Below are 23,342 nucleotides of genomic sequence, written 5' to 3'. Positions count from 1 at the left end.
GTTTTGAAATGGTCCGAAATCAGCATTCACACAACACATGAAGCGGTCGAACCCATCTCAAATATTTTGCATGAAGCTGGTGCGAGCGGGGTTGTCATCGAAGATCCGCTTGATTTAATGAAAGAGCGTGAGAATGTTTACGGGGAAATCTACCAGCTCGACCCCAATGATTACCCCGATGAGGGTGTCATTGTCAAAGCGTATCTGCCGATCAACAGTTTCCTCGGCGAAACGGTGGACGGCATTAAAGAGACGATTAATAATCTGCTTTTGTACGACATTGATTTGGGCAGAAATAAAATCACCATTTCTGAAGTTAATGAAGAAGAATGGGCGACAGCTTGGAAAAAGTATTATCATCCTGTGAAAATTTCTGAAAAGTTCACGATCGTTCCCACATGGGAAACGTATACACCTGTTCATACAGATGAACTGATTATCGAAATGGACCCGGGTATGGCATTCGGTACGGGAACGCATCCGACAACAGTTCTGTGCATTCAGGCGCTTGAGCGTATCGTTCAAAAAGGCGACCGTATCATTGATGTCGGCACCGGTTCAGGAATTTTAAGCATCGCGGCCGCCATGCTTGAGGCCGAATCGGTTCATGCGTATGACCTTGATCCGGTCGCTGTTGAAAGCGCGCGTCTGAATGTGAAATTGAACAAAGTGAGTGATACGGCCGAAGTGAAGCAGAACAATTTGTTAGACGGCATCACGGGCGAACATGATGTCATTGTCGCAAATATTTTGGCAGAAGTGATTCTCCGCTTTACATCACAGGCGTACGACCTGCTCAAAGACGGAGGCCATTTTATTACTTCAGGCATTATCGGCCAGAAAAAACAGGAAGTAAAAGAAGCGTTGGAAAAAGCCGGCTTTACCATCATAGAAATTCTGTCTATGGAAGATTGGGTCAGCATCATCGCGAAAAAATAACAGTTAGTAGGTGTCACAGCGTATGCAACGATATTTTATCGAGCTCACGAAGCAGGAGATGGACGAAACTCCTGATTTTCAAATCACGGGGGAAGACGTCCACCATATAGCGAACGTCATGAGAATGAGTGCGGGAGACCGGATTATCTGCTGTTCGAAAGACGGCCATGAAGCGTTTTGCCTGCTTAAAGAGGTTTCTAAAGATCATATATCATGCAGCATTGCTGAGTGGACGGGTGAAAACCGTGAACTGCCTTTGAAGATCAGGATCGCAAGCGGCCTTCCGAAAGGCGATAAGCTTGAATGGATTATCCAAAAAGGGACCGAGCTGGGGGCAAGTATGTTCATCCCTTTTCAAGGCGCCAGATCCGTCGTTAAGCTAGACGACAAAAAGGCAAAGAAAAAACGGGAGAGATGGGCGAAAATCGCGAAGGAAGCGGCGGAGCAATCGTACCGCAATGAAATTCCCGAAGTGAAAACCGTTCATACGTTCCGGCAGCTGCTTGAAATGACGGAGAATGTCGATAAATGTGTCGTTGCATACGAGGAGTCATCAAAGCAGGGAGAAACGGGCGCTTTCGCCGCGGAGCTCAAAAGCCTTCCGCAAGGTTCGTCTCTTTTAATCGTATTCGGCCCTGAAGGCGGTCTGACCGAGTCTGAAGTTCATCAGCTTTCAGAAAAAGGCGCCGTCTTATGCGGCCTCGGACCGAGAATTTTACGGACTGAAACTGCGCCTCTTTACGCGTTAAGCGCAGTTTCCTATCATACAGAGTTATTAAGAGGTGATCAGTAATGGCAACTGTTGCTTTTCATACCCTTGGCTGCAAGGTCAACCATTATGAAACAGAAGCAATCTGGCAGCTGTTTAAAGATGCGGGTTATGAACGAAAAGAATTCGAACAGACAGCAGATGTATATGTCATTAATACATGTACGGTAACAAACACGGGAGATAAAAAAAGCCGTCAAGTCATCAGACGGGCGATCCGCCAAAATCCTGACGGCGTCATCTGCGTAACAGGGTGCTATGCGCAAACCTCTCCGGCAGAAATTATGGCCATCCCGGGTGTTGACATCGTCGTCGGCACGCAGGATCGTGAAAAAATGCTTGGTTACATTGAGCAGTACAGGGAAGAGCGCCAGCCGATCAACGGCGTCGGCAATATTATGAAAGCACGCGTGTTTGAAGAGCTGGATGTTCCCGCTTTTACTGACCGCACAAGAGCGTCGTTAAAAATCCAAGAGGGCTGCAACAACTTCTGTACGTTCTGCATTATCCCTTGGGCGCGCGGCCTGCTTCGTTCCCGCGATCCGGAAGAAGTCATTAAACAGGCGCAGCAGCTGGTGGATGCCGGCTATAAAGAAATCGTCCTGACGGGGATTCATACGGGCGGCTACGGCGAAGATATGAAAGATTATAATTTCGCCAAGCTTCTCCGCGAGCTTGATACACGTGTAGAAGGACTGAAGCGGATCAGAATTTCATCTATTGAAGCAAGCCAAATCACTGATGAAGTAATTGAAGTGCTGGATGCGTCTGATAAAATCGTCCGCCACCTTCATATCCCGATTCAGTCAGGATCAAACACCGTTCTGAAACGGATGAGACGCAAATATACGATGGAATTTTTCGCGGACCGTTTAAATAAGCTGAAAGAAGCGCTGCCGGGTCTGGCCGTCACATCTGATGTCATCGTCGGTTTCCCGGGTGAAACGGAAGAAGAATTTATGGAAACATATCGGTTCATTAAAGAACATAAGTTTTCAGAGCTTCACGTATTCCCTTACAGCAAACGCACCGGAACACCTGCGGCCAGAATGGAAGACCAGGTTGACGAGAACGTGAAAAACGAACGGGTGCATAAGCTGATCGCGCTGTCTGACCAGCTTGCCAAAGAATACGCCTCCGATTATGAAGGAGAGGTTCTGGAAATCATTCCGGAAGAGGCGTTTAAAGAGTCTGATGAAGACGGCATGTTCGTCGGCTATACGGACAATTACATGAAAGTCGTCTTCAAAGGCACGGAAGATCTAATCGGCAAACTTGTCAAAGTCAAAATTCAAAAAGCGGGTTATCCGTATAACGAAGGACAATTCGTCCGCGTCGTTGAGGATGAAATGACCCGAAACATGCGCATGTCTTCATAACATATTTAAAAAAACCGGTGCCTTCCCGCATCGGTTTTTTTAAGGTTTCGGAGGAATCAGCCTGTCAATCAGCCGGTAAAACAAATGTGTGAACGGCAGAAACAATAGGGCGGTGACTACGTTAAATAACAGGCTGAAATGCGCAATCATCTGCGCGGGATCATCAGACAGGCGCTCCGTAAAACCTGCTGATGCGGACAGGAAGGGAAATACGAGCAGCACGCCGAGAATATTAAACACAACGTGAGCACCGGCGGTCTGTCTGGCGGCATAACCGCCTGAAACAGCAGCCATGACGGCCGTGACGCATGTCCCGATATTAGATCCCAGAACGACGCTGACCGCTTGTTCAATGCCGATCACCCCTTCGTTCATAAAACTCATCAAAATGCCGATGCAGACGGAGCTTGAATGAATGATTGCGGTCAATATCATACCGATAAAAAGAGCGGACCAGCTCGAATCATTCACATGTCGCAAAACCTCCGCCCCCGCCTTCATTTCTGTCAGCGGAACGGCGAGCCGGCTGAAGCATGTGATGCAAAAAAAGATGATGCCGAGACCGAGGAAGCTTATGCCGATCTGCCTGAACGGATATTTACGGAGGAGGATAAACACAAGGCCTCCGATAAAAAGCACCCAAATGAGCACATCCATCTTGATGGCTAAAAACTCCGTCGTAAACGTTGAGCCGACATTCGTGCCGAGAATCATCGGAATGGTCCGTTTAAAAGATAAAGCGCCCGCACTGACAAAGCCGATGACAATGACCATGAAGGCTGAGCTGCTCTGAAGAAAACCAGTGAACACGATGCTTATGAGAAAAGCTTTCAAAGGGTGGTCGGTAAATAAGAGCAGGCTTTTCTCAATTTTTGAATACGTTAATGCGATCAGCCCCTGCCTGAGCAGGCTCATTCCGAGTAAAAAAACCAGGATAAGTGCGGTAAAGAGAATCAGTATAATCAAACGAAACACCCCTTTCCATCATTATATAGACAAGCAGCCTTATTCATGACGGAAAAGTGAGCTCGCTTAGTTGACCTGACTGATGGCTTATATTATAATGTCAAAGTACATGTTTATATATGTATCTTTTTAAAGGTAGTCGATTGGTGTATTCGGAGGGAGGGAAAGAGAATGTCAAAAACGGTCGTTAGAAAAAACGAATCGCTTGAAGATGCTCTTCGTCGCTTCAAACGCAGTGTATCAAAGACAGGTACTTTGCAAGAAGCAAGAAAGCGCGAATTTTATGAAAAACCTAGCGTAAAGCGCAAGAAAAAGTCAGAAGCTGCTAGAAAACGCAAATTCTAAAAGAGGGTGGATTTATGAGTCTTCTTGAGCGACTTAACCAAGATATGAAGCTGTATATGAAAAGCCGTGAGAAAGACAAACTGACTGTCGTTCGAATGGTGAAAGCTTCACTTCAAAACGAAGCAATTAAGCTTAAGAAAGACAGTTTGACCGAGGATGAGGAACTTACTGTCCTATCTCGTGAACTTAAGCAACGTAAAGACTCCCTCCATGAATTTTCAAACGCTAATCGTTTAGATTTAGTAGATAAAGTTCAAAAAGAGCTGGACATTTTAGAAGTTTATTTACCGAAGCAGCTCTCTGAAGAAGAGCTGCAGACAATCGTAAATGAAACCATCGCTGAAGTCGGTGCGAGCTCCAAAGCGGACATGGGCAAAGTGATGAGTGCTATTATGCCTAAAGTAAAAGGTAAAGCTGACGGCAGCGTAATTAACAGACTTGTCAGCAGTCAATTATCTTAATTGACAAGAAAAAAGACATCTTTCCTTGAGAGATGTCTTTTTTTATACATAAAAAAATGAAACTAAAGTACATTTGTTACGTATATAAAGAAGAACGAAACGGGAAGGAGGGTATATTTGCCTTGTTCCGAAAAAAAACCGGAATTGCTGTTGCTCTATTGGGCTTATTTGTATTATCTTTATTAGGGGTTCAATTGAACGCGAAAGCTGATCACCCATCGGTTTATGTCATCCCGGTTGAGAAAAATGTCGAACAGGGGCTCGCCTCGTTTTTATCGCGTTCTTTCAAAGAAGCGAAGGAGTCCGGCGCGTCACACATTATTCTTGACATCAATACACCGGGAGGCGCCGTTCAATCAGCCTTGGATATTGCGGATATCATCGGCCGCGCGGATGTGCCTGTTACCGCTTACGTTAATAAACGGGCGCTTTCTGCGGGAGCGTATATAGCGCTTCAGGCAGATGAAATCTATATGGCGCCGGGCGGAAAAATGGGTGCCGCAGCCATCATCGACGGAAAAGGAAACGCGGCGGACAAAAAGGCCCAATCACTGTGGCATGCAGAAATGGAGGACGCAGCGGTTAAAAACAACCGAAATCCGAAATACGCCCTGGCCATGGCAGATCCCGCCATTAATGCAAAGGAAGCGGGCGCCCCAAAGGGAAAACTGCTGACACTGACAGCTGAAAAAGCTAAGGAAGTCGGATATTCGGAGGGCACGGTTTCAGACCTTGATGCTTTATATACAAAGCTCGGTTTTGACAAAGCGGATGTTCACCATGCAGAAGAAGGTTTCGTCGGCAAACTGGGCCGATGGCTGACAAATCCGTTTGTTGTCCCCGTCTTATTAACGCTTGCTTTGCTTGGTTTGACCATTGAATTGTTCTCGCCGGGCCTCGGGATACCGGGTGCCGTCGGACTGACGGCCATGCTGCTGTTTTTCACCGGGCATATCGCTGCCGGATTCGCCGGCTATGACAGCGTATTCTTATTTTGCGCGGGCTTCGTTTTTATCCTTTTAGAGATATTCCTGCCCGGAGGCATAATCGGTCTTATCGGTATTGCAGGCGTCATCGCGAGCCTCTTTCTCGCTGCGGGCAGCTTTACCGTAATGGCGGTTTCTCTCTTGATCGCCATTGCTGTGTCTATTACAGCCTTTATCATATTAACAAGGGTGTTGGGGAAACGAATGAAATTCTTTAAAAAATTAATATTAACTGATTCAACAAGCACGGAGAGCGGTTATGTTTCAAATCAGAACCGGACGGAACTGTTGGGAAAAGTCGGCATTACCGCTACAGCCCTCAGACCGTCAGGCACCGTCATTATTGATGATGAACGTCTGGATGTCGTCTCGGAAGGATCATTCACTGAAAAAGACAGACAGGTGAAAGTAGTGAAAGCGGAAGGCTCACGCATTGTCGTGAGAGAAATATAGATGATAACCTTGAGGAGGAATTAGATGGAACTGTCAAGTTTGGCGATTTTAGCATTAGTTGCTGCTGCCATTATTGTGTTAGCCATATTCTTCACCTTTGTACCGGTGATGCTATGGATTTCGGCGCTTGCGGCAGGAGTCAGAATCAGCATTTTTACTTTGGTCGGGATGAGGCTGCGGCGCGTCATACCAAGCCGCGTTGTCAATCCGTTAATTAAAGCGCACAAAGCCGGCCTTGCCGCAACAACAAATCAGCTCGAAAGCCATTATCTGGCCGGAGGTAATGTCGACAGGGTGGTCAATGCCCTGATTGCGGCACAGCGCGCCAATATTGAGCTGACATTTGAACGCTGCGCAGCCATTGACCTGGCCGGGCGTGACGTATTGGAAGCCGTACAGATGAGCGTCAACCCGAAGGTCATTGAAACACCGTTTATCGCGGGTGTCGCCATGGACGGAATTGAAGTAAAAGCAAAAGCCAGAATCACGGTAAGGGCCAATATCGAGCGCCTTGTCGGAGGAGCGGGAGAAGAGACGATTGTCGCCCGTGTCGGAGAAGGGATTGTCTCGACAATCGGTTCATCACAGAATCATAAAAAAGTGCTTGAAAACCCTGATATGATATCGCAGACCGTACTTGGCAAAGGGCTGGATTCAGGCACCGCATTTGAAATTCTTTCGATTGACATCGCCGACGTTGATATCGGCAAAAACATCGGAGCGATTCTTCAGACGGATCAGGCAGAAGCAGACAAAAACATTGCGCAGGCCAAAGCCGAAGAGCGCCGCGCCATGGCGGTCGCCCAAGAGCAGGAAATGCGCGCTCGCGTAGAAGAAATGCGTGCGAAAGTCGTGGAAGCAGAAGCCGAAGTGCCGCTTGCGATGGCAGAAGCGTTGCGTGAAGGAAACATCGGCGTCATGGACTATATGAACATAAAAAATATCGACGCGGATACGGACATGAGGGATTCTATCGGCAAGCTGACGAATGACCAGCAAGATGAAGACCAACAATAACCTCTCTATTAAGGAGGGAGCCGCTATATGCACGAGATTCTGACAAATCCGCTCGTCATTGCCGCCGTCATCGGCATTATATCGGCAATATTCGGCAAGAAAAACAAAGATGATAAACGTCCGCCGGGTACACGTCCCGGAAATCAGGCAAAAAAGCAGGATCAAAAACAGCCGCAGAAAGAGCATAAGCCGGAAGCGGAAGAATTGCCTGCCGTTTCAGAAGAGAACCCTTTTGAGCAAAAAAGAAGGGAAGCTGAACAGCGCCTAGCGGAGACGGAGCAGATGTTTAACGGGCTTGAACATAAGCTGGCATCCCCACGCGCACGAAACGCGTCTCTGAAGAAATCAGCCCTCAAAATAAATAAAGAAACTGCGGTCCAAGGCATTATATTCAGTGAGGTTTTGGGTCCGCCCCGTGCAAAAAAACCGCACCGGACCATGCGGAACATCGGTAAAAAATAAAGTGTTAGAACCCCTTTTCAAATCATACATATGAGATGAAAGGGGGTTCTTTTTTTATGGGGCAAAGAAAGAATCGTGTAAAGGCATGGCTGACAAGAGCATTGGAAATTCCCCCGGACGTTATGATGGATCTGCCTCGTATTACGATGGTCGGCAGACTTCATATCTACATAGAGAATCACAGAGGCCTCCTGCTGTTCAGCGAAGAAGAAGTCAGGCTGATGCTCAAGCAGGGGCAGTGTATCATATCAGGAAAAAACTTGGTCATTAAGGCAATCCTTCCTGAGGAAATCCTTTTGGAAGGCACGATAGATCACGTACGATATGTCGATTCATAAAGCCGGGGGGAAATAATGTGAAAAACAAATGGCTGTCATTTTTTTCGGGTAAAGTCCAAATGGAAGTCAAAGGAAAAGGGATTGAACGGCTGCTGAATGAATGCACGAGAAACGGAATCGCCATCTTTGCGGTGAAAAAAAAGCAAGACTGTGTTCTGCTGATGATTCAGCTTCAAGATGTACATGCTTTCAGAAGAGTCATCAGAAAACATGAATGCAAAGCAAGCTTTACAAAAAGAAAGGGTCTTCCCTTTCTGCTTCTCAAATCAAAATTAAATCTGGGTTTCACTGCGGGATTTGTGATATTTTTTGTTATATTGTTTCTTTTGTCCAACATGATTTGGGAAATTGATATTAAAGGGGCCAAGCCAGAGACCGAGCATCAGATGGTAAAGCACCTTGAAGAAATCGGTGTAAAAAAAGGCCGTTTGCAATTTTTAATGATGACGCCGGAGAAAATTCAAAAATCATTAACAAACGGTATCGATAATATTACGTGGGTCGGTGTGGAATTGAACGGGACAGCCCTTCATATGAAAGTGGTCGAAAAAAACGAACCGACAAAAGAAAAGTACGTGAGCCCCCGCCATATCGTTGCCAAAAAGAAGGCGGTCATCAAAAGGATGTTCGTGCAAAAGGGGCAGCCGATGGCTTTTGTGAACGATCATGTTGACAAAGGACAGCTCCTCGTCTCAGGACTGATCGGAAATGAAGACCGGAAAGTCGCCTCAAAAGCGGAAATTTACGGAGAAACATGGTACAAGTCAGAAGTAACCGTGCCTCTTGAAACATCATTTACGCTATATACGGGTAAAGTAAGGACGAAGCACAAGCTGTCTTTCGGATCATGGGGCGTGCCTTTTTGGGGCTTTGAATTTAATGAGAAGCCGTTGAAACATCCGAAAACAGAGGAAGAAAAGCATCCGTTTCAATTTCTGGGAATGAAGCTTCCGGTTTCTTACGTTCAAGAACAGACAAGAGAAAGTGAAACATCCGTGCGGACTTATACGAAAGGCGAAGCGGTTCAGGCCGGTATCAAAATGGGAAGACAAGATGTAGAAAAGCGATTAAACGGCAGCGGAGAGGTGGAAAGTGAAAAAGTTTTGCACCAATCCGTTGAGAATGGTAAAGTAAAGTTGATTATTCTCTACCAAGTTATAGAAGATATCGTTCAAACCACACCTATTGTTCAGGGAGACTAAAGAATGGCAGAACATTTACTTGCGATTAATCACAAACTGAAAAGCCCGGACGAAGCACTTTCTTTGTTCGGCAGCCAAGATGCCTTTTTACATTTAATGGAGAAGGATCTGGGCATTAGCCTCATCACACGCGGTGAAACCATTTACGTTTCCGGGAATGATGAAACATTTGAGATCGCTGACAGATTATTGGGCTCGCTCCTTACTTTAATTCGCAAGGGGATCGAGATTTCGGAACGTGATGTGCTGTATGCCGTGAAAATGGCAAAAAAAGATGAACTGGACTATTTTGAAAGCATGTATGAAGAGGAAATAACGAAAACGGCAAAAGGCAAACCGATCCGTGTCAAAACCATCGGCCAAAGAGAATATGTGGCGGCGATGAAGAAAAACGACATGGTGTTCGGCATCGGGCCGGCGGGAACCGGCAAAACTTATTTGGCGGTCGTAAAAGCGGTGCACGCTTTAAAAAACGGCCACATTAAAAAAATCATTTTAACAAGACCCGCTGTGGAAGCCGGCGAGAGCCTCGGTTTTCTGCCCGGAGATTTAAAGGAAAAAGTAGATCCTTATCTGCGCCCGCTGTATGACGCGCTCCATGATGTGCTCGGAAGCGACCATACGGAGCGTCTTATGGAAAGAGGGGTTATCGAAATCGCCCCGCTTGCCTATATGAGAGGGCGGACGCTTGACGACGCGTATGTGATTCTTGATGAAGCCCAGAATACCACTCCCGCTCAAATGAAAATGTTTTTGACGAGATTGGGTTTTGGCTCTAAAATGATCATTACGGGCGACGTAAGCCAAATTGACCTGCCGAAAGGCGTCACATCGGGACTTGCAGTGGCGAAGGATATGCTGAAGGACGTAAACGGCATCTCCGTGATTGAACTTGACCAGACAGATGTGGTCAGGCATCCGCTTGTTGCAAAAATTATTGAAGCTTATGATAAGCAAAAGTAATGCAAAAATGACCCGATCTCCCGTTATCGGGTCATTTTTATATGATGTGTTCCTGATGTTTCAGGGAGGAGGTTCTTGTTTTGAAAAAGAAGGGAAAGGGCAAAAGCGCCCGGGAACGGTTCCGCAGTTTCAGACATGCCCGCTCAGCCCATGTGCTGCTGTACCTGCTGCTTTCAGCGATCATGTTTGGTTTGCTCTTTATTCATGTAAAACCTGAATCACTTAATTTGGATTTGTTTGCAGTCAGTGATAAGACGATTTACGCGCCCGCCACAGTGGAAGATCAGCAGGCGACGGAATCGAAAAAGCAGGCGGCCGAAGATGCGGTGGAAGATCAATACACTCTGAAAAAAGGCTATACCGACAACCGGCTTGACCTGATCACTTCCATTTTTGACAGCATCGGCGAAGTGAAAAAAGATGCGGAAAAAGACAAAAAGTCACCTTCGGAAAAATCACTGGTAAAATCGGTGAAAAACAAGCTGACACAGGATGTCAATGAATCCGTCTCGGAAGATGCCATTAAATCGCTTCTCCATGCAAACAATGAAGATTTCTCATTTGTGAGGGATTCCGTTATTACCGCGGTGAATACGGTGATGAGCAGTGAAATTCCTTCTGAAAAGCTTGCTGAAGCGAAGGATAAGGTCGCAAAAGAGCTGAAAAGCGCTTCTGTGCCGTCAAAATATTTAGCGGCTGCGACTGAAATCGGAAAATACGCGGTCATCCCGAATTACGTATTTGATCCGAAAGCGACCGATGAAAAACGCCAGGAAGCGTCAGACAGCGTCCAGCCGGTACAGATCAAACAGGGACAGGTTCTCGTGGAAGAGAATGACCTGATCGACCGGGAAGTATACAGGAAGCTTGAACTGACGGGTCTTTTGAATAATTCCAACCTGTTAAAACCGATCAGCGGTCTGCTTCTGATGATCGGGCTGTTTATCGCCACGCTTGTCTACTATTTTGAGAAACAGCAGCAGGAGCTTAAGCTGAAAAATAAATCTCTTTTGTTGTTTTCTATCATTACAACGCTTATTCTCGTCATTATGGAAGTCGTCAGTCTCTTTCAGAAGATTGAATACACCAATATCGGCTATCTTGTGCCGATCGCCGCCGGCGCGATTTTAATCAGGCTGCTGCTCAATGAAAGGCTCGCCATTTTAGGAAGCATCATTCTGGCGATCTGCGGCAGTATGATGTTTAATCAGGGTGTGACGGGAACATTTAATTACGTCATCGGCATTTACTATTTAATCAGCAGCATTTCAGGCATTCTGTTTTTGGGAAAACATAATGCGAGATCAAAAATATTGCAGACGGGACTGTTCGTCTCATTTATTAATATGATTATCGTGCTGTCGCTTTTATTAATACAAAATACGGCGCTGTCACCGGTTGAAATCGGAACGCTGATGCTGATGGGGGTCGTCTCGGGACTTGCTTCATCCGTTTTGATTATCGGTCTGATGCCGTTTTTTGAGACGGGATTCGGCATTCTTTCAACAATGAGGCTGATTGAACTGTCTAATCCGAATCATCCCCTGCTTCGAAAGATTTTAACGGAAACACCCGGTACATATCATCACAGCGTCATGGTGGCAAATCTGTCGGAAGCGGCTTGTGAAGCCGTAGGGGCAAACGGTCTTTTAGCACGGGTCGGAGCGTATTATCACGATCTCGGCAAAACGAAACGTCCGCAATATTTTATTGAAAATCAGATGAATATGGATAATCCGCATGACAAGCTGTCTCCGCAGCTCAGCAAAAATATCATTATCGCACATACGACAGACGGTGCGAATATGCTCAGAAGCTATAAGTTTCCGAAAGAGCTTGTGGATATCGCGGAGCAGCATCACGGAACGTCCCTTTTAAAATTCTTTTATTATAAAGCGAAAGAAAAGGGCGACCAGATTACAGAGAAAGAGTTCCGCTACCCGGGGCCGAAGCCGCAATCGAAAGAAGCGGCTATTATTTCAGTGGCCGACAGCGTTGAAGCCGCCGTCCGTTCCATGCATAATCCCAATCCCGAGCGGATCGAAAAACTGGTGCGGGGAATTATATCCGATAAGCTTCAGGACGGACAATTCTCAGAATGTGATCTCACGTTCCGAGAACTGGATACGATCGCAAAAACACTATGTGCGACTTTAAAAGGAATTTTCCACTCCCGGATTGAATATCCGGAGGCTACGAAGAAGGTGAAATAAATGGGTTTACTCATAGATATTGTTGATGAAACGAACAGCGTCTCAGCTGATGCGCTCCAAGAAGTGGAGAAGCTGCTCCAATTCGCGGCGGAAAAAGAAGGCGTTCAGGACCAGGCTGAAGTATCGGTCACGATTGTGACAAATGAGGAAATCAGAGAAATCAACAGAGACTACCGGGGAAAAGACACTCCGACTGACGTCATTTCGTTTGCGCTTGAAGAAGAAGGCGAAGATGAGGTTGAAATCGTAGGCGCCGACATGCCGCCTGTTTTAGGAGATATTATCATCAGCGCAGACAGAACGAAAGAGCAGGCGGAAGAGTACGGCCATTCATTTATGAGAGAGCTCGGTTTTCTGGCCGTGCACGGCTTTTTGCATTTGCTTGGCTATGATCACATGACAAAAGAAGAAGAGGAAGAAATGTTTTCAAAGCAAAAGGATTTGCTGGATGAGTATGGACTCACGAGATCATAAAAACGAGTGGAGCAGGTTCCTGAAGAGCTTTGTCCATGCATGGAGGGGAATCTGGAAAACGGCGCGGTCAGAGCGGAATTTTCAATTTCATATTACCGCGGCCTGCGCCGTTATCGTTTGCGGTTTTCTCACCGGGCTGAGCACAGCCGAATGGGCCGTTGTTTTGATGCTGATCGGAGGAATGCTTGCTTTGGAGCTTTTAAATACGGCAATAGAGCATGTTGTGGATTTAGTTACCGATCAGTATCACCCGCTCGCAAAAGCGGCAAAGGACGCGGCCGCCGGAGCCGTTTGCGTCTTTGCCGTGATATCGTGTATCATTGGTTTACTCATCTTCTTGCCGAAGATATGTTAGCAGAAGATTCTTACAATTATTTTACATTGCCAAAAATGGGCGTGAAAAACCAATCATAATTATGTAAAATAAAAGTGACAGCGGTATCATACAGGATAAAGGTAAGAGAGGAATTAAGTACACATGAACAGACAAGAATTGATTGCAGAAGCATTAAAAGCGCGGGACACAGCGTATGTGCCGTATTCAAATTTCAGAGTGGGAGCCGCTCTTCTTACCAAAGACGGAAAAGTGTACAGAGGCTGCAACATTGAAAATGCGGCATACAGCATGTGCAACTGTGCTGAACGCACGGCGATATTCAAAGCTGTTTCCGAGGGGGATACGGAATTTGCGATGCTCGCCGTGGCTGCGGATACTCCGGGACCGGTTTCGCCTTGCGGAGCCTGCAGGCAAGTAATTTCCGAGCTGTGCTCAAAGGATATGCTTGTTATTCTGACCAACTTACAAGGACAAATAAAAGAAATGACTGCGGAAGAATTATTGCCGGGCGCATTTTCATCGGAGGATTTACATGACGAACGAAAGCTTTAAATCAGGATTTGTATCTATCATCGGAAGACCGAACGTAGGAAAGTCTACCTTTTTAAACAGGGTCATCGGTCAAAAGATCGCCATCATGAGCGACAAACCCCAGACGACAAGAAATAAAGTCCAAGGGGTGCTGACAACCGGCACGTCGCAGACCATTTTCATTGATACACCGGGCATTCACAAACCAAAGCACAAGCTTGGCGACTTTATGATGAAAGTGGCGCAGAATACGCTGAAAGAAGTTGACTTGGTGTTATTTATGATTAACGCCGAAGAAGGGTACGGAAAAGGCGACGAGTTTATCATTGAAAAGCTCGGACAGACGTCCACGCCGGTCTTTCTGATCGTAAACAAAATTGATAAGATCCACCCTGACCAGCTGCTTCTTTTAATTGATGAGTACCGTACGCGCTATCCGTTTAAGGAAATCGTGCCGATCTCAGCTTTGGAAGGGAACAACGTCGAAACCCTTCTCGCGCAGATTGAAGCGTATTTACCGGAAGGGCCTCAGTTCTATCCGAGCGATCAGGTGACTGACCATCCCGAGCGGTTCATTATTTCTGAACTGATCAGGGAAAAGGTGCTCCATCTGACAAGGGAAGAAGTGCCGCACAGCATCGCTGTCGCCATCGAGTCCATTAAAGGGCAGGAAAACGGCTCCGTCCATGTCGCCGCCACCATTGTGGTCGAGCGGGATTCTCAAAAAGGCATTGTCATCGGCAAAAAAGGAGCGCTTCTGAAAGAAGTCGGCAAAAGAGCGCGGGCTGATATTGAAGCTCTTTTGGGCTCACGCGTTTACCTGGAATTATGGGTGAAGGTGCAGAAGGACTGGCGGAATAAAATGTCTCAGCTGCGTGATTTCGGCTTTAAAGAGGATGAATATTAATTCATCTAAGGCGCATGCCTGAGGTGTGAGATTACCTCACAGAAGCAGGGATTCGTTAGCAAAATTTGTTTAACATGAAAAGGAGGACATCAGGTCAAGATAAGGGTAAGAATTTGGATTGCACAGCTAGTTTAATGATGAAAGGTGGGTTTTTTGTGTTGAATTTTACCTGGAACGTATTTTCTCAAACAGGAAGTGTTGATACGTACCTTCTTTTTAAAGAACTGGAAAAAGAGAACCTGGAAAGACCCGAAGAACCGGAAGATGAGCTAGCCCGAATTGATTTTCCAATTTTGTAAACCTCTTGGCCCCTCCCGTTGTTGGAAGGTGCGGAAATGCTGACTAAATGTGAAGGAATCGTGCTCCGTACGAATGACTACGGGGAGACGAATAAAATCGTGACATTGCTGACGAGGGAACACGGCAAAATAGGCGTCATGGCAAGGGGCGCCAGGAAGTCAGCCAGCCGGCTGTCAGCAGTCAGCCAGCCGTTTTTGTACGGGTCATTTTTAATGCAAAGAACATCCGGACTCGGCACGCTCCAGCAGGGTGAAATGATTCTCAGCATGAGAACGATCAGAGAAGATTTATTTTTGACGGCGTATGCCGCTTTTATCGCTGAACTCACTGACAAAGGAACGGAAGAGAAGAAACCGAACCCCTATTTATTCGAATTGATTCTCGAATCCTTTAAGAGGCTGAATGACGGGACTGACCCGGACGTGATCACCTCCATCGTGCAGATGAAAATGCTCGGCGTCATGGGGCTGTATCCGGAGCTGAATCATTGTGTCCACTGCAAAAGCGGGGAAGGGACGTTTCATTTTTCGATAAGAGATAACGGGTTTATCTGCCACCGCTGCTTTGAAAAGGATCCGTACAGAGTTCCGATGTCGCCGCAAACGGCAAGGCTGCTAAGGCTTTTTTATTACTTTGATATCGGAAGGCTCGGCAGCGTCTCGTTAAAACAGGAAACCAAAAACGAAATTAAACGGGTCATTGATCTGTATTACGAGGAATATTCAGGACTTTATTTAAAGTCAAAACGGTTTTTAGATCAGATGGAAAGCATGAAGAACCTTTTGGATGAAAACAAAAGTTGACATTCTGCCCATCTTTTTATATGATCATTTATTATAAAATATGTTGCAGTGACAGAAAGAAGTACTTGCGTCCAACTCATACAAGCGACCTTAGGGCAGTGTAAGCTAAGGATGAGCGCGCAACGAAAGGCATTCTCGAGCAACCCTTTAAAAAGAGGCTGAGTGATTCACATCCTCAGCAACTAGGGTGGAACCGCGGGAGAACTCTCGTCCCTATGTTTGCGGCCGGCAAGCATAGAGACGGGAGTTTTTTGGTTGCCGCCGCACTTGTAAAAGAATGGAGAAAGTGGAGGTGCTTGAAATGAACATTCAAGATATGATTTTAACCTTGCAGAAGCACTGGTCGAATGAAGGCTGTGTGCTCATGCAGTCGTATGATGTGGAGAAAGGCGCAGGCACAATGAGCCCGTATACATTTTTACGAAGCATCGGGCCGGAACCGTGGAGAGTGGCTTACGTTGAGCCGTCCAGACGGCCTGCGGACGGACGGTACGGTGAAAACCCGAACAGGCTCTATCAGCATCACCAATTCCAAGTCATTATCAAGCCGTCGCCTGATAACATTCAAGAGCTTTACCTTGATTCATTGCGTGCGCTTGGCATTGACCCGCTTGAACATGATATCCGTTTCGTAGAAGACAACTGGGAAAACCCGTCTTTAGGCTGTGCAGGTCTCGGCTGGGAAGTATGGCTTGACGGGATGGAAATTACTCAGTTTACATACTTCCAGCAGGTGGGCGGAATTGAATGTAAACCGGTATCCGTTGAAATCACATATGGTATTGAACGTCTCGCGTCATATATTCAGGATAAAGAAAACGTCTTTGATCTTGAATGGACGTCAGGATTTACTGTGAAAGATTTATTTATGATGGCTGAATATGAGCATTCCGTTTATACTTTTGAAACATCTGACGTGGATATGCTTTTCCATTTGTTCAGCACCTATGAAAAAGAAGCGATCAGACAAATGGATAACGGGCTCGTGCATCCGGCCTATGATTATGTGCTGAAATGCTCTCACACATTTAATCTGCTCGATGCAAAAGGCGCGATCTCGGTGACGGAGCGGACGGGTTATATCGGCCGTGTCCGCAACTTAGCGAGAAAAGTGGCAAAAACGTATTATGAAGAAAGGGAAAAATTAGGGTTCCCAATGCTTAAAGAGGAGGGCTCTTCCCATGAGTAAACAAGACTTGCTTTTAGAGATCGGACTCGAGGAAATGCCGGCGCGGTTTTTACATGACAGCATGGTGCAGCTCGGTGAAAAGCTGACCGAGTGGCTGGCTGAAAAAAATATCGCCCACGGCGAAGTGAAACTTTTTAATACGCCGAGACGTCTGGCAGTATATATAAAAGACGTAGCAGAAAAACAGGCTGATATTCAGGAAGAAGCAAAAGGCCCGGCGAAAAAAATCGCTCAGGATGCTGACGGAAACTGGACAAAAGCCGCTATCGGATTTTCAAAAGGCCAAGGCGCCGGAGTGGATGACCTGTATATAAAAGATGTAAACGGCACGGAATATGTCTTCGTTCAAAAATTCCAGGCGGGACAAGAGACGAAAACACTTTTACCGCAGCTGGAAAATTTGATTGCCGGAATGCATTTTCCGAAAAACATGCGCTGGGGCACGCAGGATCTGCGCTATATCCGTCCGATCAAATGGATTGCCGCTCTCTTTGGAAAAGATGTCATTCCGTTTGAAATCACAAATGTAGAGACGGGCCGGAACACGCAGGGACACCGCTTTCTCGGCCAAGAAGTATCCGTTGATGCACCGGCATCATACGAAAAGCTGCTGAAAGAACAAAGCGTCATTGCTGACCCGAAAGAACGCAAACAAATGATCCAAAGCCAGCTGGACGCGCTTGCGGCCGAGAAGAAATGGAATATTCCGATCGATGAGGATCTGCTGAACGAAGTCAACCATCTGGTGGAATACCCGACAGCGCTTTACGGATCTTTTGAATCCGAATTTCTTTCTATCCCTGAAGAAGTGCTTGTAACAACAATGAAAGAGCATCAGCGCTACTTTCCGGTAAAAGATGAAAACGGGAATCTGCTGCCTCATTTTATTACGGTAAGAAACGGGAACAGCCATGCAATTGAAAATGTTGCCCGCGGAAACGAGAAAGTGCTGAGAGCAAGGCTTTCAGATGCTGCGTTCTTCTACAAAGAAGACCAAAAGCTGAACATTGATGAAAATGTGAAGAAACTGGAAAATATCGTTTTCCATGAAGAGCTCGGCTCCCTTGGAGATAAAGTAAGAAGAGTGGCCGCCATTGCGGGCAAACTTGCTGTCCGTCTGAAAGCGGATGAACAGTCGCAAAAACTTGTGAAGCGCGCCGCAGAGATTTCTAAATTTGACCTGGTTACACATATGATCTATGAGTTCCCTGAGCTTCAAGGCGTAATGGGAGAAAAATATGCGCGCATGCTCGGTGAAGATGATGCCGTCGCTGCCGCTGTCAATGAGCACTATATGCCGAGAGCGGCCGGGGGAGAAGTGCCTTCAACCTTTACCGGCGCGGTCGTGGCTTTAGCTGATAAACTGGACACGATTGCTTCCTTCTTCAGCATTGACGTAATTCCGACAGGTTCTCAGGATCCGTACGGATTGCGCCGTCAGGCAAGCGGCATCGTTTCCATTCTGATCGACCGCAATTGGGGCATTTCGTTTAAAGAGCTGCTGTCATTGACAGAAACGGAAAAAGAAAATGAGCTCCATGATTTCTTTACACAGCGTCTGAAATACGTCTTAAACGCTGAAGACATCCGTCATGACGTTATTGAAGCCGTTCTGGACAGCACAGAGCTTGAGCCGTATGCAGCCGTTCATAAGGCAAGAGTGCTTGAGAAGCACCTCGGCGCACCCGGCTTTAAAGAAACGGCTGAATCACTCGGCCGGGTTATCTCTATCAGCAAAAAAGGCGAGAGCCGCGATATCAAGCCGGATCTGTTTGAAAATGAACAGGAGAAAAAGCTGTTTGACGCTTATCAAAAAACAAAAGACAGTGTCGCGGAAAGCTTTGCCTCCAAAAACTATGAACAGGCGCTTGATGTGCTCAGCGGATTAAAGGAGCCGATTGAAGACTACTTTAATCACACGATGGTAAATGCGGACGATGAAGCATTAAAAACCAACCGTTTAGCGCAAATGACCGCTCTTGCAGATGTGATCAAGTCTTTTGCTAATATGAATCATCTTATTGTAAAATAAAGAAAAAGACGGTTGCTGTGTGATCGGCAATCGTCTTTTCCCCTTTTACATAAACATCACAGAATGAAAACATAGATAAAGAAACCCTTCCATAAAGGTGGTGAGTACGATCGAATTAAATAAACGGCAAGAACAAATTTTACAGATTGTAAAGGAAAACGGCCCGATTACCGGAGAGCATATCGCAGAACAGCTCAATTTAACGAGGGCTACGCTGCGGCCGGACTTGGCCATACTCACCATGTCAGGCTTCTTAGAGGCCCGTCCGCGGGTCGGTTATTTTTATACGGGGAAAACGGGAAATCAGTTGCTTGCGGATAAACTGAAAAAGCTGCAAGTGAAAGATTTTCAATCGATCCCTGTTGTCATCAATGAGAATGTCTCGGTATACGATGCCATCTGCACCATGTTTTTAGAAGATGTCGGCACGTTATTTGTCGTAGATCGTGATGCTGTCTTAGTCGGTGTGCTGTCACGCAAAGATTTGCTGCGGGCGAGCATCGGCCAGCAGGAACTTGCCTCAATACCGGTTCATATTATCATGACAAGAATGCCGAATATCGCCGTCTGCCGGCGTGACGATTATGTGATGGACATCGCCAAGTATTTAATTGAAAAACAGATCGATGCCCTGCCCGTTATTAAAGATACGGATAAAGGCTTTGAGGTCATCGGCCGGTTTACCAAAACGAATATGACTAAGATACTTGTCAGTTTATCAGAAAATGAAATCATATAAGCTTGAAAACTAACGGGGGGATAACATGGACAATCGCATCATTTATGTAGTATCAGACTCAGTCGGAGAAACCGCCGAACTCGTTGTAAAAGCCTCGCTCAGCCAGTTTAACGGCTCAGCCGATGATACGCATATCAGAAGAATACCTTATGTGGAAGATATCGGCACCATTAATGAAGTCGTGTCTCTCGCCAAAGCGGACGGCGGCATTATTTGTTTTACGCTCGTTGTTCCTGAAATGCGCAAATACCTGGTTGAACAAGCGGAAAAAGCGAATGTGCTGTATTACGATATTATCGGTCCGCTCATCGATAAAATGGAATCGGCTTACGGTCTGACCGCCAAATATGAACCGGGCCGCGTCCGCCAGCTTGATGAAGATTATTTCAAAAAGGTCGAGGCGATCGAGTTTGCCGTCAAATATGACGATGGCAGGGATCCAAGAGGCATTTTAAAAGCCGATATCATCCTGCTCGGAGTATCCAGAACGTCTAAAACCCCATTATCACAATATCTTGCCCATAAGCGTCTGAAAGTGGCCAATGTGCCGATCGTTCCTGAAGTCGATCCGCCGGAAGAACTGTTCAGCGTTGATCCGAAAAAATGCATCGGCTTAAAAATCAGCCCTGATAAACTGAACCATATACGAAAAGAACGGTTAAAATCTCTCGGCTTAAATGACAAAGCCATTTACGCCAATATCAACAGAATTAAAGAAGAGCTGGAGTATTTTGAGAAAATCGTGGACCGGATCGGCTGCCAAGTCGTTGACGTTTCGAATAAAGCGGTCGAGGAAACAGCGAACATCATTCATCATCTCAAAACAAAGGGCCGATAACTCAGGACGCTTTATCCTGGGTTTTTGGGTATGCAAATAGGGAATAAACAAAAAGGATGGCATCTTCACGAAGTTTGTATTATAATAAAAAATTGTGATAAAATGTTTATTTTTAGGTTTAAGCTTCGTGTGATACGAATAAACTATTATGGGTAAGATGTCAAGAATAACTCCCGGAAATTTTTCGACAAAGCTCAAAATAGATCCGCAGTCATGGAGCATATGCGATTTCGCTTGTTTTTATGCAGGAGATTGATGGAGGGATGGAGAATTAGTCTTCTAAATGAAAAAGAAAAGACGATTTTTGTCGATGCAGACGCATGCCCCGTAAAAGAGGAAATAATGCTCATTGCATCGCAATACAGCGTTCGGGTTATTTTCGTCGCATCATTTGAACACTACCAGCTTTCCAGAAGCAAAGACGAGAACTGGGTATACGTTGATCCTCATAAAGAAGCGGCAGATTTATATATCGCAAACCATGTGAGATCGGGAGACGTCGTAGTCACGCAGGATATCGGTTTAGCATCTCTTTTGCTGAACAGAAATATTGCCGTCTTATCGGAAAGGGGCCGTTCTTATACTGAAGACACGATTGACTTCGCTCTGATGAGCCGTCATATGTCAGGCAAAATGAGAAGAAGCGGCATTCATTCCAAAGGACCTAAAAAATTAAATAAAGAAGATCGGAATCGATTTGTTACCCTGCTTAAAAAAATCCTGTCGAATGATGAAGGGATTTCAAATCAAAGCATCGAATAATGTACGACGGAGTGTTATAAGATGGGAAACCGCATACCAGATGAAGTAGTTAATCAGGTGCAGCAGTCAGCAGACATTGTTGAAGTCATAGGTGATTATGTCCAATTGAAAAAGCAAGGCCGCAACTACTTTGGGCTCTGTCCGTTTCACGGGGAAAACACGCCCTCGTTTTCCGTCTCCAGCGATAAGCAGATCTTTCATTGCTTCGGATGCGGTGCGGGCGGGAACGTTTTCTCTTTCTTACGGCAGATGGAAGGCTATTCATTTACGGAAGCTGTTTCTCACCTTGCGGATAAATATCAGATTGATTTCCCTGATGATATAACGATTCACTCTGCATCCAGGCCTGAATCTTCCGGAGAGCAGAAGATGGCGGAAGCCCACGAGCTTCTGAAGAAATTTTACCATCATTTGCTAATAAATACAAAGGAAGGCCAGGAAGCGTTAGATTACCTTTTATCAAGGGGTTTTACGAAAGAGCTCATAGATGAGTTTGAAATCGGCTACGCGCTGGATTCCTGGGATTTCATGACGAAATTCTTGAAAAAGCGCGGTTTTGAGGAAGAACTGATGGAAAAAGCGGGTCTGCTGATCAGAAGGGAAGACGGCAGCGGGTATTTTGACCGTTTCAGAAACAGAATTATGTTTCCCATTCATGATCACCACGGAGCCGTGGCGGCTTTTTCAGGAAGGGCGCTCGGAAGCCAGCAGCCGAAATATATGAACAGCCCGGAAACGCCGCTGTTTCATAAATCTAAGCTGCTGTATAACTTTCATAAGGCGCGCCTGCCGATCAGGAAAGAGGAGAGAGCCGTTCTGTTTGAAGGATTCGCTGACGTCATATCCGCCGTCAGCTCAGGCGTAAAAGAAAGTATCGCCACAATGGGGACGTCGCTCACCGAAGAGCATGTGAAAATCCTCAGAAGAAATGTTCAGGAGGTCATTCTCTGCTACGATTCGGATAAAGCCGGGTACGAAGCTACGCTGAAAGCGGCCGGCCTGCTCCAGAAAGCCGATTGTAAGGTAAGAGTAAGCATGCTGCCTGACGGGCTTGATCCTGATGATTATATCAGAACCCGGGGCGGAGAAAAATTCCGGACCGACATCATTGATGCAAGCGTTACGGTCATGGCTTTTAAAATGCAGTATTTCCGCAAAGGGAAAAACTTATCTGACGAAGGAGACCGGCTCGCTTACATGAAAGAGGTGCTGAAAGAAATCAGCGCTCTTTCCGGGTCGCTTGAGCAGGAAATGTATGTGAAGCAGCTCGCCTCAGAATTTTCTCTTTCGGTAGAATCTTTGACGGAACAGCTTTCCATCTACGCCAGACAAAACGCCCCCGGCGACAAAAACGCCGAACCGCAGACAAGACGGGCCCGGGTGACGACAAAAGCGAAACGGCGCCGTCTCCGTCCCGCCTATGAGAACGCGGAAAGACTTCTGCTCGCTCATATGCTGAGAGACCGAAACGTCATAAAGAAAGTGATTGAGCGTGTCGGCTTTGAATTTAACATTGACGGACATCGTGCGCTGGCAGCATACCTGTACGCTGTATATGAAGAGGGCGCTGACATGACGCCGCAGCATCTTATGGCGAGAATGCAGGATGAGGAAATCAGCCAGCTGCTTTCAGATATAGGGATGCTCCAAGTAAACGAGGAGCTCTCAGAGGCCGAGTTATCCGATTACGTAAAAAAAGTGTTGGATCACCGAAAATGGTCAATGATAAAGGAAAAAGAAGCAGAAAGAGCGGATGCGGAGAGGCAGAAAGACTTCGTGAAAGCTGCGTCTCTGGCTCAAGAAATTGTTGCATTGAACCGATCATTAAAGTAACACCAAAAAGAGGCTTGCGTTCTGATTGGCAATGATTCCTTGCGGAGGAGCAAATAGATCGCTTAACCTCATCATGAATTGTCATTTATTATCCGCAGCCCTGC

At 46.2% G+C, this 23,342-nt stretch carries 24 protein-coding genes and 1 pseudogene; 24 read left to right on the top strand and 1 reads right to left on the bottom strand.

Going from position 1 to position 23,342, the window contains the following annotated elements:
* The first annotated feature begins 3 nt into the window (after window positions 1-3).
* From prmA to mtaB, 3 genes are read left to right on the top strand one after another with little or no spacing between them, the layout of a single operon-like run.
* A complete protein-coding gene (prmA, locus tag SB724_RS07605; RefSeq protein ID WP_014418413.1) occupies window positions 4-939 on the top strand; it encodes a 50S ribosomal protein L11 methyltransferase in 936 nt (311 codons plus the stop codon).
* Between the two features lie 22 nt (window positions 940-961).
* A complete protein-coding gene (locus SB724_RS07600) occupies window positions 962-1,732 on the top strand; it encodes a 16S rRNA (uracil(1498)-N(3))-methyltransferase (RefSeq protein WP_410570669.1) in 771 nt (256 codons plus the stop codon).
* Entirely contained in the window at window positions 1,732-3,087 is a 1,356-nt protein-coding gene (gene mtaB, locus SB724_RS07595) for a tRNA (N(6)-L-threonylcarbamoyladenosine(37)-C(2))-methylthiotransferase MtaB (RefSeq protein WP_045208275.1), read from the top strand. The genes SB724_RS07600 and mtaB overlap by 1 nt, the downstream gene beginning before the upstream one ends.
* Before the next feature lie 39 nt (window positions 3,088-3,126).
* On the opposite strand, the gene SB724_RS07590 is transcribed toward mtaB, so the two are convergent.
* Window positions 3,127-4,053, bottom strand: coding sequence for a Na/Pi symporter (locus tag SB724_RS07590; protein ID WP_265971263.1), 927 nt, complete (start codon window positions 4,051-4,053; stop codon window positions 3,127-3,129).
* Between the two features lie 171 nt (window positions 4,054-4,224).
* Here SB724_RS07590 and rpsU point away from each other — a divergent pair, with 171 nt between their 5' ends.
* The 21 genes and pseudogenes from rpsU to dnaG all read left to right on the top strand — a co-directional run bounded on the left by rpsU (window position 4,225) and on the right by dnaG (window position 23,238).
* Entirely contained in the window at window positions 4,225-4,398 is a 174-nt protein-coding gene (gene rpsU, locus SB724_RS07585; RefSeq protein WP_003152957.1) for a 30S ribosomal protein S21, read from the top strand.
* Window positions 4,399-4,412: 14 nt separating this feature from the next.
* Window positions 4,413-4,859, top strand: a complete 447-nt coding sequence (locus tag SB724_RS07580; RefSeq protein ID WP_007408278.1) for a GatB/YqeY domain-containing protein — start codon at window positions 4,413-4,415, stop codon at window positions 4,857-4,859.
* Between the two features lie 122 nt (window positions 4,860-4,981).
* Complete coding sequence (locus tag SB724_RS07575) at window positions 4,982-6,298, top strand: NfeD family protein (RefSeq protein ID WP_410570665.1); 1,317 nt, start codon at window positions 4,982-4,984, stop codon at window positions 6,296-6,298.
* A gap of 24 nt (window positions 6,299-6,322) precedes the next feature.
* Window positions 6,323-7,315 carry a flotillin-like protein FloA gene (floA, locus tag SB724_RS07570; RefSeq protein ID WP_174738115.1) on the top strand — a complete coding sequence of 331 codons (993 nt, stop codon included), beginning with the start codon at window positions 6,323-6,325 and terminating at the stop codon, window positions 7,313-7,315.
* A gap of 27 nt (window positions 7,316-7,342) precedes the next feature.
* Complete coding sequence (locus SB724_RS07565) at window positions 7,343-7,777, top strand: hypothetical protein (RefSeq protein ID WP_410570663.1); 435 nt, start codon at window positions 7,343-7,345, stop codon at window positions 7,775-7,777.
* A 56-nt stretch (window positions 7,778-7,833) separates the two neighbouring features.
* A complete protein-coding gene (gene yqfC, locus SB724_RS07560; RefSeq protein ID WP_003152966.1) occupies window positions 7,834-8,115 on the top strand; it encodes a sporulation protein YqfC in 282 nt (93 codons plus the stop codon).
* A gap of 17 nt (window positions 8,116-8,132) precedes the next feature.
* Window positions 8,133-9,357 (top strand): annotated as a pseudogene (gene yqfD, locus SB724_RS07555) (sporulation protein YqfD).
* Complete coding sequence (locus tag SB724_RS07550; protein ID WP_007408283.1) at window positions 9,321-10,280, top strand: PhoH family protein; 960 nt, start codon at window positions 9,321-9,323, stop codon at window positions 10,278-10,280. The pseudogene yqfD and the gene SB724_RS07550 overlap by 37 nt, the downstream one beginning before the upstream one ends.
* Before the next feature lie 80 nt (window positions 10,281-10,360).
* The gene (locus SB724_RS07545; RefSeq protein WP_007408284.1) at window positions 10,361-12,493 is read left to right on the top strand and encodes an HD family phosphohydrolase; all 2,133 of its coding nucleotides are present in this window, start codon (window positions 10,361-10,363) and stop codon (window positions 12,491-12,493) included.
* Window positions 12,494-12,967, top strand: a complete 474-nt coding sequence (ybeY, locus tag SB724_RS07540; RefSeq protein WP_003152973.1) for an rRNA maturation RNase YbeY — start codon at window positions 12,494-12,496, stop codon at window positions 12,965-12,967. It begins immediately after the preceding gene.
* Window positions 12,948-13,322: a diacylglycerol kinase family protein gene (locus SB724_RS07535; RefSeq protein WP_015240233.1), complete on the top strand. Its 375-nt coding sequence runs from the start codon at window positions 12,948-12,950 to the stop codon at window positions 13,320-13,322. The genes ybeY and SB724_RS07535 overlap by 20 nt, the downstream gene beginning before the upstream one ends.
* A gap of 123 nt (window positions 13,323-13,445) precedes the next feature.
* Entirely contained in the window at window positions 13,446-13,856 is a 411-nt protein-coding gene (locus SB724_RS07530; protein WP_003152976.1) for a cytidine deaminase, read from the top strand.
* Window positions 13,837-14,742: a GTPase Era gene (gene era / locus SB724_RS07525; protein ID WP_007408285.1), complete on the top strand. Its 906-nt coding sequence runs from the start codon at window positions 13,837-13,839 to the stop codon at window positions 14,740-14,742. The genes SB724_RS07530 and era overlap by 20 nt, the downstream gene beginning before the upstream one ends.
* A gap of 155 nt (window positions 14,743-14,897) precedes the next feature.
* Window positions 14,898-15,041 (top strand): YqzL family protein, encoded by a 144-nt coding sequence (locus tag SB724_RS07520; protein ID WP_007408286.1) that lies wholly within the window; start codon window positions 14,898-14,900, stop codon window positions 15,039-15,041.
* Between the two features lie 36 nt (window positions 15,042-15,077).
* Window positions 15,078-15,845 carry a DNA repair protein RecO gene (recO, locus tag SB724_RS07515; protein WP_265971268.1) on the top strand — a complete coding sequence of 256 codons (768 nt, stop codon included), beginning with the start codon at window positions 15,078-15,080 and terminating at the stop codon, window positions 15,843-15,845.
* A 301-nt stretch (window positions 15,846-16,146) separates the two neighbouring features.
* Window positions 16,147-17,034 (top strand): glycine--tRNA ligase subunit alpha, encoded by an 888-nt coding sequence (glyQ, locus tag SB724_RS07510; protein ID WP_003152984.1) that lies wholly within the window; start codon window positions 16,147-16,149, stop codon window positions 17,032-17,034.
* Window positions 17,027-19,066 (top strand): glycine--tRNA ligase subunit beta, encoded by a 2,040-nt coding sequence (glyS, locus tag SB724_RS07505; RefSeq protein ID WP_410570659.1) that lies wholly within the window; start codon window positions 17,027-17,029, stop codon window positions 19,064-19,066. Before glyQ ends, glyS begins: the two co-directional genes overlap by 8 nt.
* Window positions 19,067-19,166: 100 nt before the next feature.
* Entirely contained in the window at window positions 19,167-19,805 is a 639-nt protein-coding gene (gene ccpN / locus SB724_RS07500; RefSeq protein WP_003152989.1) for a transcriptional regulator CcpN, read from the top strand.
* Between the two features lie 25 nt (window positions 19,806-19,830).
* Window positions 19,831-20,643, top strand: coding sequence for a pyruvate, water dikinase regulatory protein (locus tag SB724_RS07495; RefSeq protein WP_003152991.1), 813 nt, complete (start codon window positions 19,831-19,833; stop codon window positions 20,641-20,643).
* A gap of 255 nt (window positions 20,644-20,898) precedes the next feature.
* A complete protein-coding gene (locus SB724_RS07490) occupies window positions 20,899-21,405 on the top strand; it encodes a YaiI/YqxD family protein (RefSeq protein WP_007612647.1) in 507 nt (168 codons plus the stop codon).
* Between the two features lie 21 nt (window positions 21,406-21,426).
* Window positions 21,427-23,238, top strand: a complete 1,812-nt coding sequence (gene dnaG / locus SB724_RS07485) for a DNA primase (RefSeq protein ID WP_007408290.1) — start codon at window positions 21,427-21,429, stop codon at window positions 23,236-23,238.
* The last annotated feature ends 104 nt before the right edge of the window (window positions 23,239-23,342 follow it).

The sequence above is a fragment of the Bacillus sp. SIMBA_031 genome (assembly GCF_046535225.1).
GTDB lineage: Bacteria > Bacillota > Bacilli > Bacillales > Bacillaceae > Bacillus > Bacillus velezensis.
The sequence above is the reverse complement of the archived record's forward strand: the minus strand, read 5'-3'. Positions and strand labels throughout refer to the sequence as shown.

Bases quoted from the DNA above. Each gene is read 5' to 3' on its own strand.
- glyS (WP_410570659.1), top strand. From the start codon at position 17,027: ATGAGTAAACAAGACTTGCTTTTAGAGATCGGACTCGAGGAAATGCCG.
- glyQ (WP_003152984.1), top strand. From the start codon at position 16,147: ATGAACATTCAAGATATGATTTTAACCTTGCAGAAGCACTGGTCGAAT.
- floA (WP_174738115.1), top strand. From the start codon at position 6,323: ATGGAACTGTCAAGTTTGGCGATTTTAGCATTAGTTGCTGCTGCCATT.
- recO (WP_265971268.1), top strand. From the start codon at position 15,078: ATGCTGACTAAATGTGAAGGAATCGTGCTCCGTACGAATGACTACGGG.
- SB724_RS07580 (WP_007408278.1), top strand. From the start codon at position 4,413: ATGAGTCTTCTTGAGCGACTTAACCAAGATATGAAGCTGTATATGAAA.
- SB724_RS07550 (WP_007408283.1), top strand. From the start codon at position 9,321: ATGGCAGAACATTTACTTGCGATTAATCACAAACTGAAAAGCCCGGAC.
- SB724_RS07495 (WP_003152991.1), top strand. From the start codon at position 19,831: ATGGACAATCGCATCATTTATGTAGTATCAGACTCAGTCGGAGAAACC.
- dnaG (WP_007408290.1), top strand. From the start codon at position 21,427: ATGGGAAACCGCATACCAGATGAAGTAGTTAATCAGGTGCAGCAGTCA.
- SB724_RS07490 (WP_007612647.1), top strand. From the start codon at position 20,899: ATGGAGGGATGGAGAATTAGTCTTCTAAATGAAAAAGAAAAGACGATT.
- yqfC (WP_003152966.1), top strand. From the start codon at position 7,834: ATGGGGCAAAGAAAGAATCGTGTAAAGGCATGGCTGACAAGAGCATTG.
- SB724_RS07600 (WP_410570669.1), top strand. From the start codon at position 962: ATGCAACGATATTTTATCGAGCTCACGAAGCAGGAGATGGACGAAACT.
- era (WP_007408285.1), top strand. From the start codon at position 13,837: ATGACGAACGAAAGCTTTAAATCAGGATTTGTATCTATCATCGGAAGA.
- rpsU (WP_003152957.1), top strand. From the start codon at position 4,225: ATGTCAAAAACGGTCGTTAGAAAAAACGAATCGCTTGAAGATGCTCTT.
- mtaB (WP_045208275.1), top strand. From the start codon at position 1,732: ATGGCAACTGTTGCTTTTCATACCCTTGGCTGCAAGGTCAACCATTAT.
- SB724_RS07535 (WP_015240233.1), top strand. From the start codon at position 12,948: ATGGACTCACGAGATCATAAAAACGAGTGGAGCAGGTTCCTGAAGAGC.
- SB724_RS07565 (WP_410570663.1), top strand. From the start codon at position 7,343: ATGCACGAGATTCTGACAAATCCGCTCGTCATTGCCGCCGTCATCGGC.
- SB724_RS07530 (WP_003152976.1), top strand. From the start codon at position 13,446: ATGAACAGACAAGAATTGATTGCAGAAGCATTAAAAGCGCGGGACACA.
- ybeY (WP_003152973.1), top strand. From the start codon at position 12,494: ATGGGTTTACTCATAGATATTGTTGATGAAACGAACAGCGTCTCAGCT.